Origin of the sequence: Microbacterium oxydans (assembly GCF_006540085.1) — a bacterium.
Taxonomy (GTDB): domain Bacteria; phylum Actinomycetota; class Actinomycetes; order Actinomycetales; family Microbacteriaceae; genus Microbacterium; species Microbacterium oxydans.
Window position 1 is genome coordinate 243547 of sequence record NZ_BJOG01000001.1, and the last position, 18995, is coordinate 262541.

21 protein-coding genes are annotated in these 18995 nt (G+C 68.1%); 13 read left to right on the forward strand and 8 right to left on the reverse strand.

What is annotated here, in order from left to right:
• Nucleotides 1-44 precede the first annotated feature (44 nt).
• Complete coding sequence (locus MOX01_RS01095) at nt 45-1283, forward strand: MFS transporter (RefSeq protein ID WP_046748034.1); 1239 nt, start codon at nt 45-47, stop codon at nt 1281-1283.
• A gap of 3 nt (nt 1284-1286) precedes the next feature.
• Here the strand turns inward: MOX01_RS01095 and MOX01_RS01100 are convergent, their stop codons facing one another.
• Together MOX01_RS01100 and MOX01_RS01105 are read right to left on the reverse strand one after the other, a co-directional pair.
• Nucleotides 1287-1934 (reverse strand): response regulator transcription factor, encoded by a 648-nt coding sequence (locus MOX01_RS01100; RefSeq protein WP_058630904.1) that lies wholly within the window; start codon nt 1932-1934, stop codon nt 1287-1289.
• On the reverse strand, nt 1931-3127 hold the full coding sequence (locus tag MOX01_RS01105) for a sensor histidine kinase (protein WP_141368105.1): 1197 nt from the start codon (nt 3125-3127) through the stop codon (nt 1931-1933). The genes MOX01_RS01100 and MOX01_RS01105 overlap by 4 nt, the downstream gene beginning before the upstream one ends.
• 116 nt (nt 3128-3243) lie before the next feature.
• Between MOX01_RS01105 and MOX01_RS01110 the strand changes: the two genes are divergently transcribed.
• Together MOX01_RS01110 and nucS are read left to right on the forward strand one after the other, a co-directional pair.
• Nucleotides 3244-4122 carry a GAP family protein gene (locus MOX01_RS01110; protein WP_141368106.1) on the forward strand — a complete coding sequence of 293 codons (879 nt, stop codon included), beginning with the start codon at nt 3244-3246 and terminating at the stop codon, nt 4120-4122.
• Nucleotides 4123-4178: 56 nt separating this feature from the next.
• Nucleotides 4179-4874 carry an endonuclease NucS gene (gene nucS / locus MOX01_RS01115; protein WP_045262658.1) on the forward strand — a complete coding sequence of 232 codons (696 nt, stop codon included), beginning with the start codon at nt 4179-4181 and terminating at the stop codon, nt 4872-4874.
• Between the two features lie 10 nt (nt 4875-4884).
• Here the strand turns inward: nucS and MOX01_RS01120 are convergent, their stop codons facing one another.
• Complete coding sequence (locus MOX01_RS01120) at nt 4885-5316, reverse strand: hypothetical protein (RefSeq protein WP_058630907.1); 432 nt, start codon at nt 5314-5316, stop codon at nt 4885-4887.
• A 143-nt stretch (nt 5317-5459) separates the two neighbouring features.
• On the opposite strand from MOX01_RS01120, the gene MOX01_RS01125 reads away from it, so the two are divergent.
• Complete coding sequence (locus MOX01_RS01125) at nt 5460-6125, forward strand: HAD hydrolase-like protein (RefSeq protein ID WP_058630908.1); 666 nt, start codon at nt 5460-5462, stop codon at nt 6123-6125.
• Nucleotides 6126-6250: 125 nt separating this feature from the next.
• Here MOX01_RS01125 and MOX01_RS01130 read toward each other — a convergent pair whose 3' ends face one another.
• Nucleotides 6251-6457, reverse strand: coding sequence for a cold-shock protein (locus MOX01_RS01130; protein ID WP_017203899.1), 207 nt, complete (start codon nt 6455-6457; stop codon nt 6251-6253).
• A gap of 645 nt (nt 6458-7102) precedes the next feature.
• Here MOX01_RS01130 and MOX01_RS01135 point away from each other — a divergent pair.
• Together MOX01_RS01135 and MOX01_RS01140 are read left to right on the forward strand one after the other, a co-directional pair.
• Entirely contained in the window at nt 7103-7927 is an 825-nt protein-coding gene (locus MOX01_RS01135) for a shikimate 5-dehydrogenase (RefSeq protein ID WP_269140001.1), read from the forward strand.
• A gap of 25 nt (nt 7928-7952) precedes the next feature.
• Nucleotides 7953-8696, forward strand: coding sequence for an aspartate/glutamate racemase family protein (locus MOX01_RS01140; protein WP_141368107.1), 744 nt, complete (start codon nt 7953-7955; stop codon nt 8694-8696).
• Here MOX01_RS01140 and MOX01_RS01145 read toward each other — a convergent pair.
• A complete protein-coding gene (locus MOX01_RS01145; protein WP_061016319.1) occupies nt 8667-9104 on the reverse strand; it encodes an SRPBCC family protein in 438 nt (145 codons plus the stop codon). The genes MOX01_RS01140 and MOX01_RS01145 overlap by 30 nt on opposite strands.
• Nucleotides 9105-9297: 193 nt before the next feature.
• On the opposite strand from MOX01_RS01145, the gene MOX01_RS01150 reads away from it, so the two are divergent.
• Both MOX01_RS01150 and MOX01_RS01155 read left to right on the forward strand, forming a co-directional pair.
• Nucleotides 9298-10626, forward strand: a complete 1329-nt coding sequence (locus MOX01_RS01150) for a cytochrome P450 (RefSeq protein WP_061016317.1) — start codon at nt 9298-9300, stop codon at nt 10624-10626.
• Between the two features lie 104 nt (nt 10627-10730).
• Entirely contained in the window at nt 10731-11915 is a 1185-nt protein-coding gene (locus MOX01_RS01155) for a zinc-dependent alcohol dehydrogenase (protein ID WP_058630980.1), read from the forward strand.
• A 56-nt stretch (nt 11916-11971) separates the two neighbouring features.
• Here the strand turns inward: MOX01_RS01155 and MOX01_RS01160 are convergent, their stop codons facing one another.
• Nucleotides 11972-12274, reverse strand: a complete 303-nt coding sequence (locus MOX01_RS01160; RefSeq protein WP_141368108.1) for a hypothetical protein — start codon at nt 12272-12274, stop codon at nt 11972-11974.
• A complete protein-coding gene (locus MOX01_RS19030) occupies nt 12271-12441 on the reverse strand; it encodes a hypothetical protein (RefSeq protein ID WP_156172634.1) in 171 nt (56 codons plus the stop codon). Before MOX01_RS19030 ends, MOX01_RS01160 begins: the two co-directional genes overlap by 4 nt.
• Before the next feature lie 153 nt (nt 12442-12594).
• Here MOX01_RS19030 and MOX01_RS01165 point away from each other — a divergent pair, with 153 nt between their 5' ends.
• From MOX01_RS01165 to MOX01_RS01175, 3 genes are all read left to right on the forward strand, one after another.
• A complete protein-coding gene (locus MOX01_RS01165; RefSeq protein ID WP_141368109.1) occupies nt 12595-12837 on the forward strand; it encodes a hypothetical protein in 243 nt (80 codons plus the stop codon).
• Nucleotides 12838-12866: 29 nt separating this feature from the next.
• Complete coding sequence (locus tag MOX01_RS01170) at nt 12867-13832, forward strand: SRPBCC family protein (protein WP_170224070.1); 966 nt, start codon at nt 12867-12869, stop codon at nt 13830-13832.
• Between the two features lie 356 nt (nt 13833-14188).
• The gene (locus MOX01_RS01175; RefSeq protein WP_141368111.1) at nt 14189-15340 is read left to right on the forward strand and encodes a calcium:cation antiporter; all 1152 of its coding nucleotides are present in this window, start codon (nt 14189-14191) and stop codon (nt 15338-15340) included.
• Nucleotides 15341-15364: 24 nt separating this feature from the next.
• On the opposite strand, the gene MOX01_RS01180 is transcribed toward MOX01_RS01175, so the two are convergent.
• Entirely contained in the window at nt 15365-17209 is a 1845-nt protein-coding gene (locus MOX01_RS01180) for an MOSC domain-containing protein (protein ID WP_170224072.1), read from the reverse strand.
• Nucleotides 17210-17410: 201 nt separating this feature from the next.
• On the opposite strand from MOX01_RS01180, the gene gap reads away from it, so the two are divergent.
• Together gap and MOX01_RS01190 are read left to right on the forward strand one after the other, a co-directional pair.
• On the forward strand, nt 17411-18442 hold the full coding sequence (gene gap / locus MOX01_RS01185; RefSeq protein WP_141368113.1) for a type I glyceraldehyde-3-phosphate dehydrogenase: 1032 nt from the start codon (nt 17411-17413) through the stop codon (nt 18440-18442).
• Nucleotides 18435-18989: a peroxiredoxin family protein gene (locus tag MOX01_RS01190; protein ID WP_141368114.1), complete on the forward strand. Its 555-nt coding sequence runs from the start codon at nt 18435-18437 to the stop codon at nt 18987-18989. Before gap ends, MOX01_RS01190 begins: the two co-directional genes overlap by 8 nt.
• Nucleotides 18990-18995: the final 6 nt, after the last annotated feature.

An 18995-nucleotide genomic window follows, 5' to 3' on the forward strand; every position in this document is an offset into this window, starting at 1 on the left:
CCCGCGCTTCCCTACGGTCGAATCGATTCGATAGGCTGTCCGGCATGGAAACAGCCCTCTCTCGTTCGCAGTTCGTGCGCTGGCGCGCGGCGATCTTCGCCATCTTCCTCGCCAGCGGCCTCTCGATCGCGACCTGGGCGTCGCGCGTGCCCGGGATCAAGGAGGCGCTGGGACTCGACAACGCGCAGGTCGGTCTGATCCTGCTCGGCATGGGCATCTCGTCCATCCTCGGCATCTCGACAGGCCCCGCGGTGATGGCACGTCTGGGCGCCCGGCGCGGGATGCTCCTCACGATGCTGACGTTCGCGCTCGGCATCGTGCTGGTCGGCCTGGGCGCGAACGTGTTCGGTTCCGTCCCCGTCGTCATCGTGGGCATGGTGCTGTTCGGCTTCGGCAACGGGTCGGTCGACGTGATGATGAACGTCGAGGCGACCGCGATCGAACAGCAGATGGGCAAGACGATCCTGCCGGTCTTCCATGCCTTCTTCAGCTTCGGCACCGTCATCGGTGCGGGGATCGGCGCTCTCGCCGCGCAGCTCGCCGTCGACGTCGCGACCCACGCCGCGATCATGGGCGGGCTGATCGCCGTGATCGCGATCGTCTGCTTCTTCCAGGTCCCGGTGCGCGAGGCCGCCCTCGATCCCGCGGCGCATGAGAAGCCGGCCTTCCGCGTCCGCATGCACACGGCGCTCGAAGCGTGGCGCGAGCCCCGCACCTACCTCATCGGTGTGGTCATGCTCGGCATGTCTTTCGCCGAGGGCGGGGCCAACGACTGGATCGCCCTGGGCACCGAACAGGGTCACGGCTTCGCCGAGGGCACCGGAGCCGTATCCCTGGCCGTGTTCTCGGTCGGCATGACCGTCGTGCGCCTGTTCGGCGGTCCCCTCGTGGATCGCTTCGGCCGCGTCCTGGTCCTGCGCATCCTCGCAGCGACCGCAGCGTCGGGCATCCTGCTGTTCATCCTCGCCCCCACCTTCCCGCTCGTGCTGGTCGGAGCCGCGCTGTGGGGAATCGGCGCATCGCTCGGCTTCCCGCTGGGCATGTCGGCGGCGGCAGACGACCCCGCCAAGGCCGCGGCCAGGGTGAGCGCGGCCGCCACGATCGGCTACATCGCCTTCCTCGGCGGCCCGCCGGTGCTCGGAATCATCAGCGAGCACATCGGTCTGCTCAACACGCTGTTCATCCTGGTCGCGCTGGTCGTGATGTCCGGGCTGTTCTCGGGTGCTGCGCGTCCGCTCCGCGACGACGAGAAGAGCTCGGTCGCGACGGTCGCACAGGGCTGAGCGTCAGTCGTCGCGGCCGCGTACGAGTGCGGCCGCATGCGACCGACTGCGTGCGCCGAGCTTGGTGAGCACGTTGGAGACATGCGTCTTCACCGTGGGGACCGAGATGCGCAGCCGGGCGGCGAGCTGGGCGTTCGACCACCCCTGCAGGATCCCGTCGAGCACGTCCTGCTCCCTGGCCGTCAGCTCGACCATCCCCTCGCGGCGCCTGACCGGTGCCGGCACGGCGGCGCTCTCGGCGACGGCGGCGAGCGCTCGGCGCGTCACCCGCGGATCGAGCGCGCCTTCGCCCGCCGCGATCGCCCGCACGGCCCCGCCGAGCGTGGGAGCGTCCACCGTCTTGAGGAGGAAGCCGACGGCGCCTGCGCGGATCGCCCCGAACACCAGGTCATCCTCGTCGAAGCTCGTGAGGACCAGCACGTCGCTCAAGTGGCGCTCGACGATCTCCGCCGTCGCCGATATCCCGTCGCGTCCCGGCATCCGCAGATCCATCAGGACCACGTCGGGACGCAGCGCCGCGGCGTTGCGGACGGCGACATCGCCGTCCGCCGCTTCCCCGACCACCGTGATCCCCTGCGCCTCGAGCATGATGCGCAGCCCCGCCCTGATCGCGCCGTGGTCGTCCGCCAGCAGCACCGTCGGCTCGCTCATGCCGCTGCCTCCGTCGGGATGCGACCTTCCACCGACCATCCGCCGGCGACCGGCCCGGCAATGAAGGCGCCCCCCAGCGCGGCGACCCGTTCCCTGAGCATCTGCAACCCCCAGCCCCCATCCGCGGACGTGGACGCCCCGCTCGGCGAGCCACCCCTCGAACGCACCTCGACCCGCACCTCGGGTCCGCTCCTGCGGATGATGACGTCGACCTCGGCGCCGCTGGCGTGACGGATGCAGTTGTTCAGTGCCTCCCGCACGATGCGGATGACGGCCTGCTCGAGCGCGGAACCGACATCACCCACGTGATCGGCGACGAGTCGCACCGTGAGTCCCGCGCGTTCCGCCTCCTGCACGATCCCCTCGAGGTCCCCCCACCGCGGCGACGACGCGGGACTACCCTCACCGCGACGGAGCACGGAGATCATCGATCGCAGCGCCGCATGGGCATCGAGACCTGCATCACGCACGGCCTGCAGCGCTTCGCGGTCCCGCGGATGATCGGGCGGGGTCGACAGGGCGGCCTCCGCGCGGATCGCCATCGCCATCACATGGCCGGCCACCACGTCGTGCAGCTCGCGCGCCATGGTCTCGCGCTCCCGTTGCACCGCCTCCACTCGGTCGCGCTCGGCGACGGCTGCGGCATGCTCCGCCCGCTGACGGTGCAGCTCCGCGAGCTCGTGCGCTTGGGATACCGCCACGGCCCACCAGTAGTCGGTGCCGAAGATCGCTCCGAACTGCACTCCGATGAGGAACGCGACCGGGAACGACACATCGGTGAGCAGCCAGGCGCAGAGGAAGAGGACGACCGTCGCCGCCCCCAGCAGCGCCAGCAGCATCCTTCGCCCGCGGGAATCCGCCAGGAAAGCGGCCGTCCACAGGACGTCCAGGAGCACCACGAGGGTCCCGAGGCCCCCCACGGTGAGCAGGTCAGCGACGAACAGCAGGGAGACGAGCACGAGCACGGTCACCGGCAGGCGCCGCTTGAAGAGGGCGATCGCACAGGCGGGAAGGGCGAGCACCAGCGCCCACCATGGGGACAGGGGCTCCTGCAGGAGCGAGAACGGCCCCCAGATACCCCGGAATCCGAAGGCCGCCATCACCACGGCGAAGATCGCCATGCCCAGCGGGTCCGCCCACCAACGGTGCCGGCGGTACCAGGCGCCGAATCCGCCTTCGACCTGCTCGTGCATGCCCTCATGCAACCACGACGGCCGCCGCCGCGCATCCGACGAAGGGATGAGTGGCTCTGCGGAGACGATACTTTCGCCCGATCCGGGATCCGTGGGGCGTCCGTGAACGTGGAGGCATGGAACTCTTCGGCGGACTGCCGCTCCCCCTGTCGCTCGCGCTCCTGGCGCTGATCGACGGGCTGAGCGTCGGCACACTCCTCATCCCGGTCTTCCTGCTGCTGCACCCGGGGCGGGTGCGCGCCGGGCGGATCCTGCTGTATCTGGGAACCATCGCCGCGTTCTATCTGGTCGTCGGCCTCCTGTTCCTGTGGGGCCTGGTGAACCTCGTCGACGTCGCGTCCGACTTCCTCGCGTCGCCCGCGGGACTGATCGTCCGGCTCGTCGTCGGAGCAGCGCTCCTCATCACGGCATTCGCGATGCCGACCGGCGGCAAGAACAAGAAGAACGCACCGGCGCCCGCACCGCAGACAGCATCCGCGCCTCCGGTGCCGCTTCGGGGAGGGACACCGGGCGCGCAGGATGCGAACGGCTCCCGCCTGGCTCCCCCGGATGCCGCGTCCGCGATCGCGACCGATCCTGCTCCTCGTCCCGGACGCATCACGCGGTGGCGGGAGCGGCTCCTCGACCCGCGCACCCGCGGCACCGCAGTGATGGCCGTCGCCATCGCCGCAGGGCTCGTCGAGATCGCCACCATGCTGCCGTACATCGTGGCGATGACCATGCTCGCGGATGCCGGCATCGACACGCCGCTGCGTGTGCTCTCGCTCGCGGGATACTGTGCGCTGATGATCCTGCCCGCGGTCGTGCTGCTCGTGCTGCGGATGGTGGCCGCTCCACTCGTGCAACGGCCGCTCGAACGCTTCGCCGCCTGGATGGAGCGCACCGGGGCGGAGAACACCGCCTGGATCATCGGCATCATCGGGTTCCTCATCGCCCGTTCTGCCGCCACCGAACTCGGCCTCTTCGAGGCGATCGGTTCGTTCCTCGACCGGTGACCGGCACACCCTCCGGGTGCGACCGCGCAGCGCTCCCGACGAAGTAGGCTCGACGGGTGCGTCTCGTCATCGCCCGCTGCTCGGTCGACTACACCGGTCGGCTCAATGCCCATCTTCCGCTCGCCACGCGTCTGCTCGTGCACAAGGGCGACGGGAGTCTGCTCGTGCACTCCGACGGCGGCAGCTACAAGCCGCTGAACTGGATGAGTCCCCCGTGTTCTCTCTCGAACGAGACTCCGGGTGAGGAAGAGGCGAGCGCCGGCGTCGTCGAGGTCTGGCGGGTGACCCACAAGAAGACCGGTGACGCGTTGCGCGTGCAGATCTACGAGATCATCCATGACACCTCGCACGAGTTGGGCATCGATCCCGGACTGCAGAAGGACGGCGTCGAGGCAGACCTTCAGCGACTTCTCGCGGAGCAGGTCGAGCGCATCTCCGAGGGTGCGACGCTCGTGCGCCGCGAGTACCCGACGGCGATCGGGCCGGTCGACCTGCTGGTGCGCGATGCCGACGGCGCGGCGATCGCCGTCGAGATCAAGCGCCGCGGCGACATCGACGGCGTGGAGCAGCTGACCCGCTACCTCGAGCTGCTCGGCCGCGATCCACATCTCTCCCCCGTCCAGGGTGTCTTCGCCGCCCAGGAGATCAAGCCGCAGGCGCGTGTACTCGCCGAGGATCGGGGCATCCGCTGTCTGGTGCTCGACTACGACGACATGAAGGGAATCGAGTCGGGCATCCCCCGCCTGTTCTGAGCAGACGGTCTCAACGGACGGGGATGAGCCGCGGCGTCGGCCCCTCCAGACGCGCGATCGCGATCTTCACCTCGAAGATCTCCTGCTCGACTCGATCGAATCGCGCATCCACGCGGTCGAATCGCGATTCGAGACTCGCGAACCGTGCGCTGAACTTCGCATCCTGCGCATCGAGCTTCGCGTCCTGCGCGTCCTGCTTCGCGTCCTGCGCGTCGAACTTCGCGTCCTGCGCCGCGAAACGCGCATCGAGCTTCGCGTCCTGCGCATCGAACCGTGCGTCGAGCCGTGCGTCCTGCGCCGCGAAACGCGCGTCGAGCCGGGCGTCCTGCGCCGCGAAACGCGCATCCATCCGGTTGATCGTCCAGCCGAATCCGCCGATGATCGCCACCAGCAGCGTCGCGGCCGTGGCCAACATCGTGATGATCTCCACCGACACGTACATACCCCCATTCTGACTCGCACATCCGCCGTTGTCACGACCTTATATGGGGACATAGAGTGCTCACATGAGACGTGGATAAGCCCTGTTCGTGCACACCTGTGCAGGAAAGGCGACCGTCCTCTTCCGGGCCATAGGGTGGAGGGGTGCCTCACTCCCCTTACTCCTGCGTGCTGTGGGACGTCGACGGCACCATCGTCGACGCGTCCGTCGGCATCCTTCGCCGGCTCGACATCGCGCTCACGCACTTCGGCCACCCCGCGCCCACGCGCGAGCAGCTGGTGCACTGGATCGGTCCGCCCATGTTCCAGTCCTTCCAGGACCAGGCGGGAATGACCCCGGAGCAGTCCGCCGAGGCCGTGGCCTTCTACCGCACGCTCGGGAAGGCCGACGGCTACACGACCGATGTCGCGACCTATCCGGGCGTCGTCGAGCTCATCAACGAGCTGCACGCCGCCGGGGTGCCGCAGGCGACCGCCAGCTCGAAGCCCGAGAACCAGGTCGATGCCCTCGTCGATCACTTCGGCCTGCGCCCCGCGTTCCTGACCACAGTCGGCGCGACCCCCGACGAGTCGACTCTCGCCTCGAAGACCGACATCGTCGCCGAGGCGCTTCGTCGGCTGCGCGCGCTCGGCGCCGACACGTCACGACCGGTTCTGGTCGGTGACCGCCATCACGACGTGGAAGGCGGGAACGCCAACGACGTCCCCGTCATCTTCGTCGAGTGGGGCTTCAGCGACAGGCACGAAGGCGATGACGCCGCGTTCCGAGCGGCCTCGGTCGCAGAATTGCGCGCGCTGCTGCTGAGCTGACCCCGCCTCCTCCCGCTGACGGGTATCAGCCGAAGCGGCGCTGAGAACCTCAGAAAGCACAGAACTCCCCGCCGGATGACGCATCGGGGACGCTATCCGGTGGGGAGTTCTGTGTCGCGCCCGTCTCAGACGGGGCGGATGTTCTCTGCCTGCAGGCCCTTCGGACCCTGCGCCACATCGAACTCGACTCGCTGGTTCTCTTCGAGAGACCGGTAGCCGGATGACTGGATGGCGGAGTAGTGCGCGAAGACGTCAGCGCCTCCGTCGTCGGGGGAGATGAAGCCGAAGCCCTTCTCCGAGTTGAACCACTTGACCGTGCCCTGGGTGCTCATGTACTGCCTGTTCTGCTGATGAAGAAGCCGACGCAGGGATGCCCCGACATCGCTAACGCTAGTGGAGGAGGCCCCGAGCGGAATAGCCGCTGCAAGAAGGTAATCCAAATGTTGCACGAGCGGCATCCGCCCGTCATGCGTCGCTTCGCGACCCGCACGGCGCCTGAGGCGCCCCGAAAATGGTGTGGCCCTCACCGCGGGGGGAGCGATGAGGGCCGAAGACGACCGGAGGGTGCGTCAGGAACAGCTTAGCTCCTTTTCGACGCCCTTGTCCCCCTTTTGGGGGACAAATCTGAACTTCGGTGCGAGACTGGACGATAGCGGCCCCCTCGAGTAGCCCATTGGGGACTGAACTACTCGAGAGGGCCCAATCGCATGCACGGATCGTCTGCCCCTGGGGAGGGCCGCCGTCTCCTGGGGAGAGACGGAGACGATCAATCCCCGTGTGCATGCACCTTCACCATAGGGGAGGATGCACGATGTCGCCACGGACTCTCGTCCGCGCGATATCGGAGAAGGTCGGGGTACTGATCCCGCAGGGATCGCAGGTTTCGGGCGGAGACGGGACGCACAGCACGGAGGCACCTCCGTCGTCCTCTCTCCCCCGGATCCGCGGGCTCCGTCACTCGCGAGTAGCCTGATGCGGTGACTCTGCTCAACAAGGACATGACGCTGTGCATCTCGCTCTCCGCACGGCCCAGCAACAACGGCACGCGCTTCCACAACCACCTCTATGAGGCGCTCGGGCTCAACTGGATCTACAAGGCGTTCGCCCCCACCGATCTCGGCCAGGCCATCGCGGGCGTCCGCGGGCTCGGGATCCGCGGCTGCGCCGTCTCGATGCCCTACAAGGAAGACGTCATCGCCCTGGTCGACCGGATGGATCCCTCGGCGAGCGCGATCGACTCGGTCAACACCATCGTCAACGACGACGGTGTGCTCACCGCCCACAACACCGACTACTCCGCGATCGCGCAGCTCATCGAACGCGAGCACCTGGATCCTGCGAGCTCGGTGCTGCTGCGTGGGTCGGGCGGCATGGCCAAGGCGACCGCGGCAGCATTCCGGGACGCCGGCCTCTCACGCGTGACCATCGTCGCCAGGAACGAGGAGAGCGGACGTGCGCTGGCGGACCTGTACGGATTCGACTGGTCGGCGGAGGTCGGCGATGCCACGGCCGACGTGTTGGTCAACGTGACCCCGATCGGCATGGCCGGGGGCGCGGAGGAGCACGCGCTCGCGTTCCCCGAGGAGACGATCGCACGCGCGTCCGTGGTCTTCGACGTGGTCGCGCTTCCCGCCGAGACTCCGCTGATCGCCGCGGCTCGCACAGCGGGGAAGACCCTGATCACAGGAGCAGAGGTCGCGACACTGCAGGCATTGGAGCAGTTCGTGCTCTACACCGGCATCCGACCGTCCGCCGAGCAGGTGCGCGATGCCGAGGAGTTCATGCGCGCAGGGAACGCCTGACGGCGAAGAGGGGAGTGGTGCGTCGATGAAGACGATCGGTGTCCTGGGCGGCATGAGCTGGGAGTCGTCACTGGAGTGGTACCGGCTGGCGAACGAACGGGTGCGCGCGCAGCGCGGTGGCCACCACTCCGCTCGCATCCTGTTGGACTCGCTCGACTTCGCGGAGATCGAGGCGATGCAGGCGCGTGGCGACTGGGACGCCGCGGGTGATCTGCTGGCGTCGCGCGCCGCGGCGCTGGAGGGTGCCGGTGCAGAGCTTCTCGTGCTCGCCACCAACACGATGCACCTGATCGCCGACCGCATCGGAGCGGCAGTCGGGATCCCGTTCCTGCACATCGCCGATCCCGCAGGTGAGGCGATCACGGCCGCAGGTCTGCAGACCGTCGGGCTTCTGGGCACGGCGTTCACGATGGAGCAGCCGTTCTACGCGGAACGGCTCGCGCGGCACGGGGTCCGCACACTCGTCCCCGGCGCCGACGATCGCGCGCTTGTGCACGCCGTCATCTACGACGAGCTCGTGCACGGTGTCATCCGCGACGAGTCCCGTCGACGTTACACGGAGGTGATCGAGCGCCTGGTGGGCGACGGCGCAGAGGGGATCGTCCTCGGCTGCACCGAGATAGAGCTGCTCATCTCCTCCGACGATGCACCGGTGCCCGTGTTCCCGACGACGGCGCTGCATGTGGATGCCGCGGTCGCCCTCGCTCTCGGCGGAGACACCGCGGCCGATCGAGCGGACTCAGTCGGTTTGCCCCTCCGCGAGGTATGACAGGCGGTGGAGCGTCTCGGCATTGCGCCAGCGCAGGATCGGGGCGGTCAGGAACCGCGGGATCAGCGCCGCGGGCCCTGCGACGGGCTCCTCGTCGATGCGCACCTGACAACCGGAGGGGGTCGTGCGTGCTCGCAGCGTGACCGTCGCCTCGCCCATCGGCCAGCCGCGCGCCCTGAGCACGACCCGCCGCGGCGGATCCCACTCGCGCACCTCGGTCGTGTCGTCGAGCAGCACGGGCCAGACCCCTACGGAGTGATGCAACTGCGCCGCCACCGCCGGCCAGGTCTCGTCGACGTCTCTCATGCGGGAAGCTCCGACCACCCATGCGGGGTAGAGCCAGCCGTTCGCGAGCACGCGGAACACGTCATCCGTCGTGCACGCCAGGTCACGGGTGTTCGTCGCCATGTCTCCTCCTTGCAGCGCCGTCCATTTGCAGCACCGTCTGTTTGCAGCGCCGTCTGCTCCTGCGGAGTCATCCTGCGCGGCATCCAGGCGCCAAGGGGACCCGCTTGACATCGCGGATCCGACGGAGATAGCACACTCCGATCCGGAGCGCTCCCCCCTGGAGGGATCAGGCGGCGCCTGGCACCGTCGGAGCATGTTGCAAAGACTGAGCTCACGCGTGGTGCAGGCCGTCACCGCGGTCGTCCACGACGATTCGCCCTCGCTCCTCACCCGGGGCTACGACTTCGGCGCACGCATCTGGCGGCGTGCGGAGCCCGGTGCACGGTCCGCTCCGATGCGACTGCTCGGAGACGACGCGGTGTTCGTGCGGGGAGTCGAGGGCATCGACCTGTTCTATGACGAGTCGCGCATCGCCCGCCACGGCGCCATGCCGAAAATCGTCCAGGAGACGCTGTTCGGACACGGGTCCGTGCACAGCCTGGACGGGTCGGCGCACCGACACCGCAAAGCGACGTTCGTGGAGGTGGCCTATGAGGATGCGCAGGTCGCGCGCCTGACTCCCTGGCTGGAGCGCGAGTGGAGAGTGGAGGAGGACGCCTGGCTCGATGGGGGAACCCGCAGTGCGTACGACGCGGCGGTCGGCGCCTTCGGCCGCGCGATCATGGGCTGGGCCGGGCTGCCGGGTACACCGGCAGCGAAGACCCGATGGGCGGCTCGGCTGGCGCAGATCGTCGACGACTTCGGTGTTCCCTACTCACCCGAGTACGTGGCCGCCTTCGTGAACAGGATGTGGTCCGATCGGCATGCGGAGCGACTCATCGATGCCGTCCGATCTGGCTCACTGCACGCCGAAGAAGGCACAGCCCTGGCCGAGTGGGCCGACCACCGCGATCAGGACGGCTCGTTGCTCCCTGCCCGCCTCGCCGGCATCGAACTGCAGAACAGCATCCGCCCGATGATCGCCGCGGCGCGTTTCGTGGCCTTCGCGGTCAAGGAACTGCACGACAGGCCCGAATGGCGCGAGCGGATCGCCGCCGAGACCGTCGAACGGAATGCGCTGGTGAGCGGGCCTCTGGCCGTGATGTTCGCGCAGGAGGTGCGGCGCACCGCTCTGTTCGTGCCCATGCTGCCCGGGCGCGCGATCGTCGACATCGAGATCGGCGACGTGCGGGTGCCGGCAGGCGGGCGCGTGGTGCTCGACATCCTCGGCACCGACACCGACGAGCAATCGTGGGCCCACCCGCATCGATTCGCACCCGAGCGGTTCACCGACGTCGAAAATCACGAGTCGATCCGCACCTTCATCCCGCAGGGCGGTGCCGACGTCGCCACCGGGCACCGCTGCCCCGGCGAGAAGCTCGTGATCGCCGGCCTCTCTGCGGCGATCGCCGTGCTGAGTGATCCGCGTCTCGACATCCTCGACACCGGACTCGAGGTGAACCGGCGACGACTGCCGACCAGACCCGCATCGGGCGGAGCGGTGCGCAAGAGCGGATCGACCCGCGGCTGTCCGTTCCACTGAGACGCGCGTCCGCACGTCAAGAGGCAGCTGTCAACCCGGTGGCCGGTCGCCCTGGGAGCGACGAGCGTGGCGCGGACGACGAAGACCAAGGATCGGAGGACATCATGAAGGCATTGACCTGGCAGGGCAAGCGCACGGTGACGGTGGAGGAGGTTCCCGATCCGGTCATCCAGCAGCCGGAGGATGCGATCATCCGGGTCACGTCCTCGGCGATCTGCGGTTCCGACCTGCATCTGTACGAGCTGCTGGGCCCGTTCCTCGATCGCGGCGACATCCTGGGCCACGAGCCGATGGGAGTCGTCGTCGAGGTGGGTGCGGACGTGAAGACGCTCGCCGTGGGAGACCGTGTCGTCATCCCGTTCAACATCGCGTGCGGAGAATGCTACCTGTGTCGACGCGGCTTCCAGTCGCAGTGCGAGACCACCCAGGTGCGCGAGTACGGCAGCGGAGCCGCCCTCTTCGGGTACACGAAGCTGTACGGGCAGGTCCCCGGCGGACAGGCGGAGTATCTGCGGGTGCCCCTCGCCGACTACAACCACATCCCCATCGCGAGCGACCTGCCCGATGAGCGGTATCTGTTCCTCAGCGACATCCTTCCCACGGCGTGGCAGGGAGTGGAGTATGCACAGGTGCCGGACGACGGAACCCTCGTGGTGATGGGGCTCGGTCCGGTCGGACAGTTCGTCTCCCGCATCGGACGGCACCGGGGGCACCGGGTGCTCGCGGTCGATCCGGTGCCGGAGCGTCGCGCCATGGCGGAACGCCACGGCATCGAGACGTTCGACCTCACCGACACGATCGTGGATGAGCTGCGGGACCTGACCGACGGGCGCGGCGCCGATTCGGTGGTGGATGCCGTCGGGCTCGAGGCTCACGGCAACGCGGGCGTCGAGTTCGTGCAGAAGGCGGTGGGCGTACTCCCGGATCCGGCGGCACGACAGCTGCTCGACAAGGCGGGTGTCGATCGTCTGGCCGCCGTCTACGCCTCCATCGACACCGTTCGCCGCGGAGGGACCGTATCGCTGAGCGGGGTGTACGCGGGCGACGCCGACATCATGCCGATGAAGACGCTGTTCGACAAGCAGATCACCCTGCGCATGGGGCAGTGCAACGTGAAGAACTGGGTGGATGAGCTGGTGCCCCTGGTCGAGGACATCGCCGACCCGCTCGGTGTGATGGACCTCACCACGCACAGTGCGCCCCTCGACGACGCGCCTGAGCTGTACCGCACCTTCCAGAAGAAGGAAGACGGCTGCATCAAGGTGGTGCTGCGCCCGTCGACGGTGTGACGCGAGCCTGACAGCCGCGATTGACAGACGCGGCTGTCAATCGTGGGACGGAGACCTCAGGCCCGGCGGCTGGGGTCTCCGTCTTCGCGATTCCCCTCGTCGACATCGGGTCGACGGGTGCCGATACCCGGGTCGTCGTTGTGTGTCGACTCGTCAGGCACCGTCGAGCGGGATCCGGGTTCGACCCCGACCACCGACGCGGCACCGGAGTCGGCACCCGCTCCTCCGGCCGGTACGTCACCCGGGTCCGCTGGCCGGTCGCCCCCGCGCTCGGCGAGGTGCTGGGCGATCCGGGATTCGGCGTCGCCCTCGACCGGCGAGGTCGCCGCCTCCGGACGCGTTCCCTCGCTCCCGCTCATTCGGTGCCGTCCCTGAGGTCGGTGGGAGCGTCACCGCTGTGGCCCGCGCCCTCGTCTTCCGGAGTGAGGTCACCCTGGCCCTCTTCGCCCAGCTCCGCCTCGATCGGGTCTTCGCCCTGCGTCTCCGGCTGCTCGCCTTCGGTGGGATACACGTCGGGATTCGACATCCTGCACTCCTCTCGTCGGGAGGACCAGGGTGGAACGGAATCCGCGGGTCCGCAGGACCGTTGACACCCGGACGACGGGCGACTAATCCCGAACACGGAAAACGTGAGCAACCTTGGTTGACAGCGCGGGGATGAGCAACGTAGGTTGACAGCATGGAATCCCTCGAGGTCGCACAGATCGCTGCAGACACCACCGATCCCCGAGCAGGGCTGCGCGCGGTCGCATCTCTGCGCCGACTCGCGGATGCGCTCGAACTGCGGCAAGTCGAAGCCGCGCTGCGGTCCGGCATGAGCTGGCAGTCCATCGCCGACGCCCTGGGAGTGACCCGCCAGGCCGTGCACAAGAAGCACTCGAAGCGGATCGATCCGTCCATCGACATTCCGCGGAGGGGATGATGAGCCGATTGGTGCAGGCTGCTGGCACGATGCACACCTTGTCGCTGGCCGCCATGGAAGAGGCCTCGCGTTTCGGGGTGCGTGATACCGACATCGATCATCTTCTGCTCGCTCTGACGATCGACCCCGACACCGGGGGTCAGATCCTGCGCGGAATGGGTGCCGGGCTCGACACGGCCCGCGCGGCCGTCGCGGCTCAGCACGCCGCTCAGCTCGAATCCGTGGGCGTCGCGACAGGTGTGGAGGAGCCCGGCCGCATCGTCTTCCACGAGACTTCGGGGTACGAGTGGACGGACCGGGCGCTCGCGGTGTGGACCGCGGCGTCGAGTGGCGGCCGCCGCGGCGACTCCGCGGCGGTGCTGCGCGCGCTCGTGGATGAGCCGAGCGGTCTCGTCGAAGAGATCCTGCGACGACTCGATGTCGACCCGGACACGCTGAGATCGCGCCTCGACGACACGCGTGTCTTCGATCCCGCGCGAACAGACCGGATCGACGACAACAGCTTCTCGGCTAGCCGTTCGATCTTCGTCCCCGCCCCCATCGATGACGTGTGGGAGTTGCTGTCGTCGGCCTCCCGCATTCCCGAGTGGGATCACGGGGTGGGCGAGGTGGGCTCAGCGATCGCACCCACCGGCCCTTGGGAGGCACGGACGATCACCGTCCGCAACGGCAAGAACGTGTCCGTCAAAGACACCTACGTACGTCAGCGGATCTTCCTGGACCGGTTCGAGGACCGCGCATTCGTAACCTGGCGCTTCACCTATCCGGACGCGAGTGTCGACACGTCACGGGTGCTCGCATTCGCGCTCGAACATGCCGCTGGGGGAATACAGATCCAGGTGACGCTCACGTGGGAGGTCAGGGGACCCCGACGAGGAATTCTGCACAGCATCCGACGTCGCGTGCTCCGCCCCGTCCGGCGGCCGGTCGCGCACGTCCTCACCTACTTCCAGCTCACCCAGACCGAGAGCGGCATCACGCGCGTGTTCCGCTGAAACCCCGGGTGGGCGCATCGCGCAGAACTCGCCGATGCGCCCACCGGGTCGAGTCCACTCAGCCCTTCGCACCCTTGCGGGGCTTGATGAACTCGGCCGGCGCGTTCTTCTCGCGCTTCGCGGCTCGCTTCTCCTTGAGTGTGAGCTGCGGTGCCTTCTTGGTCTTTCCGGACATGGTGTCTCGCTTCCCCTTCAGTGGCTGGCGTAACCTCCGACCATAGTGAGAACCCGGAGGAAGTCAAATTTCCTTTTGACCGGGAAATTTTTGATAGACTGAACGCCTGAGAACAACCACGGAGGACGACCTCCGACTGTGGGACTCGACGGGGACGACCCCACCTCGAAGGAGTCCGGCGATGTCACGCACGGAACTGAAGACGTTGATCGGCCCGACGGATATCGTCCGCGTCGTCCTGGGATGGGGAGCCTTCGCCGCCCTCCTTCTCCTCCACCCGGTACTGGAGCCTCCCGTGCCCACCCCGGTGCTCGTCATCGCGCTCGCGGTCATCATCGCGGTGATCCTCGTCTGCGCGTTCGGCGTCGTGAAGCAGGCGGAAGCCCTCGCGCATCGCCTCGGAGACCCTTACGGCTCGCTGGTCCTCACGCTCTCGATCGTCATGATCGAGGTGATCCTGATCTCGGCCGTCATGCTCGGACCAGGCGAGCACGCGACCATCGCCCGCGACTCGGTCATGGCCGTCGCCATGATCATCCTCAACCTCGTGATCGGGCTCGCCCTCCTCGTCGGCGGACTCCGCCACCGCGGCATGGCCCACAACCGCACCGGCACCTCCGCGTACCTGTCCATGCTGGTCGTGCTCGTCGCGCTCGCCTTCGGCCTCCCCGCTCTGATCGGCACGGACGGGTCCTACACGGTGGCGCAGGAGATCCCGATCATCGTGCTCACCCTCGCGCTCTACGCGTTCTTCCTCTATCGGCAGATGGGCGCGCAGGCAGGCGATTTCACCGAAGTCGACCCGCGCCTGCTGCAGAACCCGCAACGCCAGGAGAACACGGAGGGGAACAGCGGGATCCGTGAGGTTCTCGCCGAGCATCGCACGGAGGTCCTCGTGCGGCTCGCCCTGCTGGTGGTCACCGTCATCCCGATCGTGCTCCTGTCGCATGACATGGCGGCACTGCTCGACGACGGGCTGGGCCGCCTCGGCGCTCCGGTCGCCCTCGCCGGCGTGCTCATCGCGGGCATCGTGTTCCTTCCCGAGTCGATCACCGCGGTCCGCGCCGCTCTGGGCGGAGAAGCTCAGCGCGTCAACAACCTCTGCCACGGTGCGCTCGTCTCGACGGTCGGACTCACGATCCCCGCCGTGCTGATCATCGGCATGTTCACCGGCCAGACGGTCGTGCTCGCGGAGTCTCCGGCGAACCTCTTGATGCTCGGCGTCACACTGCTGCTGTCGGTGACGACCTTCGCCGCGAAGCGCGTGACGGCGATGCACGGCGCCGCACACCTGGTGACCTTCGGGGTCTACCTCGTGGTCCTCTTCCGCTGACCTCCGAAGCGGAGTGCCCCGGAGTCACGTTCCGGGAGCCGCGCCGTCCAGGCGCAGAGGGGTCAGCGGCGCGGCACTGCAGACGGCGACGCGCCCTGGCCCCGGCTCGCACAACGGCTCGTTGAGATACTCGAACTCACCGTGTGTGACGGTACGCACGCAAGTACCGCACACTCCGACACGGCATTCGCTCGGCCAGTCGAGACCCGCACTCTCGGCGGCGTTCAACAGGCTTCCCGCCGCGGGCTCCCACACGAAGGAGCCCGCAGCCGAATCGACGCGCAACGGGACGTCGGCGCGAGGCACGCGCGGCGGCCCCCACTCCGAACTCGCCGGAGAGGAGAAGAGGTCGACGTGGACACGCTCGGGAGCGAACCCCGACTGCACGAGCAGGGCGCGCATGGCGGCAGCGAAAGTCGGCGGACCGCATACCGAGGCATCCGCTTGCTCGAGATCCAGGTCGGCCACGATGGACGCCAGGGCCGTGGCATCGATCAGCCCCTCGATGGCCGTGAAACCCTCGCAGCTCTCCGGCGCCGGCGTGTCGGTGACATGGAGCTGTGCCGTAGCGTCCGTGAGCTCGGCGACCGCCCTGCATGCCTCCGCCCACAACGGCAGGGACGTCGAACTACGCGCGCTGTGCACGACTCGTATTCGTCCTGCTCCGCGTCGCGCGACGCGCGAGCGCAGCAGAGCCACGCTGGGAGTGATACCGATTCCTCCGCTGATCAGCAGGAGATCTCTCGATGCATCGTCGCCCCCGACGCCGTGGGGCCCCGAGACGAGTATCGTCTCGCCGACCTCACGGACATCGTGCAGCATCGTCGAAACGCGCCCGTCCCGCTTCACGCTGATGCGGAACCGCCCCGGTGCGGTTCCTGAGATCGTGTACGACCGCCAGTTGGGAGTCGGAGCGTCCGGAAGGTGCACCCGCACGTGGGTTCCCGGAGGAGCGGTCGTGAGCAGGTCGAGGGGGTCCGAAAGCCAGAGGCTGACGACGTCGTCGGACTCGTGCTCTCTGGCCAGCACCCGGGCAGCGCGCGGCCACCCGGGCTTGCCCTCCAGACGTGCGACGGCCCCGGGCTCCTCGCGGACCGCGTCACCCACACGCACGGTGCCTCCGCCGATGACCCGCGCGTAGACGCCGCAGAATGCGTAGCCGTAGCGGCTGGCCAGCAGCGCGGGCACATTGAGGTCGGACACCCCTTCGACCGGGCGGATGGTGGTGGCGCGACAGCGGTCGGTCGGCTGGAACACCTCGAGCTCGGCCTCCCCGACGCGGATGCGCGCTCCCACGAGCTCGAACTCCTCGAACGGGGCCAGCCCGGTGAGGTAGAGGTTGGCCCGGAAGCGGCGACGATCGACGGGAACACCGGTCTCCCTCTCCAGCTCCTCGAGGGTCGCGAGGTTGATGATCGACAGATGCGCGTCCTCCCAATCCCAGAGTCCATCGGAGGCGGCCTCGACCAGGCGGGGCTCGCCATGATCCGCTCCGAGGGTTCGACGCAGGAGGTCGTCGATGGCGGCCGAATCGAACGCCTCGACCTCGCCGGCGAGCGACGACCCTCGCTTTCCTCGCGCCATACCCTCCGCTGTCTCGACGACCAGGGCGGGGGAGTCGGAGCCGTCCTCGACGAGGCCGAGTGAGATGCGGGCGAGGTGCTCGTGGCGGGCGAGGTGGAAGAAGTGCTCGCGAGAGAGCCATCCCGTGGAGCTCGGAGTCGAGTCGCGGCGGGCTATCGCGAATGCCCGGTCCCCGCGCAGACCACGACCGGGATCGAGACGAACGGGGTCGCGTGCCGGCACGCCGGAGAGTCCCTTCACCGGATAGCGCACGATGCTGTCGATGGAACCTCGGCTCCTGGTCATGAACGTCCCTTTCCCCTGCTCTGACGATCGATCATCATCATCGGCTCTCGGATCGTCCCCACCCCTCGGTATTCCGGCATTGGATCTCGCGGTCGTCTCCGCTCGCGAGTGCACGGATCCGTGCCGACGTCTTCCGGCCGTGATATTTTTGGCATAGGCCAAAAATATCATCACGCCGGAATCGGCACAGGAGGGAGCACTATGTCCACGAAGATCGCCATCAACGGCTTCGGTCGCATCGGACGGAACTACTTTCGAGCCCTGCTCGCGAAGCGATCGGATCTCGAGGTGGTCGCCGTCAACGACCTCACCGACACGCGCACGCTCGCGCACCTGCTCAAGTACGACGCGGCGAACGGCACCCTGGCCGGACCCGTGCAGCATGATGAGGCGCACCTCTTCGTCAACGGACAGGCGATCCGCGTGTTCTCGGAGCGCGATCCGCTCCGCCTGCCCTGGGCCGAGCTCGGTGTCGACATCGTGATCGAGTCCACCGGGCTCTTCACGAAAGCGGAACTCGCCGCGAAGCACGTGGCGGCAGGAGCCCGGAAGGTGATCATCTCGGCCCCGGCCAACGGTGACGACGGAACCTTCGTCCTGGGCGTGAACGAACACACCTACGATCCCGAACGGCACCACATCATCTCGAACGCCTCCTGCACGACGAACTGCCTCGCCCCTGTGGCCAAGGTGTTCCACGAAGCGTTCGGGATCGAGGCCGGACTGATGACGACCGTGCACGCGTACACCGCCGACCAGAACCTTCAGGACGGCCCGCACTCCGACCTGCGGCGCGCGCGCGCAGCCGGTGTCAACATCGTGCCGACCAGCACAGGGGCGGCCAAGGCGATCGGCCGTGTCATCCCCGAGTTGGAGGGCAAGCTCGACGGCTTCGCGCTGCGGGTGCCGGTGCTCACGGGATCCATCACCGACCTCACGGTCACCGCCTCGCGGCCCGTGACTGTGGATGAGGTGAAGGCCGCGTACCGCGCCGCCGCCGAAGGCCCGCTCAAAGGGATCCTCCGTTACACCGAGGAGGAGATCGTCTCCGCCGACATCGTCGCCGACCCGCACTCGTCGATCCTCGACGCCGGACTCATCCGGGTCATCGGCGATCAGGTGAAGGTCTCGGCCTGGTACGACAACGAGTGGGGGTACTCGAACCGCCTGGCAGACCTCACCGAGTATGTCGCCGAGCGGCTGCCGGCACGCGAGGAGGACGCGCGTGCCTGAGTCGACCGTCGACACGGCGGCGTTCACCCTCGACGTGTCGGAATGGGTGAACAGCGCTCCGGTCAGCCCGGAATCGCTCCACGGACGGGTGGTGGTGGTCGAGGCCTTCCAGATGCTGTGTCCCGGATGCGTGAGCCACGGACTTCCCCTCGCTCAGCGCCTCCACGGCATGTTCGACCGCAGCGAGCTCGTGGTCCTGGGGCTTCACACCGTGTTCGAGCATCACGAGGTCATGGGAAGGGAGGCGCTCGAGGTGTTCCTGTCGGAGTACCGTATCGAGTTCCCCGTGGCGATCGACCGCCCGATCGACGGTCAGGCCATCCCCGCCACCATGCAGCACTACGGCCTCAGAGGAACGCCGTCGATGATGATCGTCGACAGGGAGGGGCGCGTGCGGCAGATCGCGTTCGGCGCCGTGGACGAGCTGGCGCTCGGGACGTATCTGGGGCGACTCCTCGCCGAGCAGACTCCATACTCCGCCCCGTCGATCTCCGGCGGGGCGGAGCGGACCGGGGAGTCCTGCGACGTCGACGGTTCGTGCACCTGACGCCCA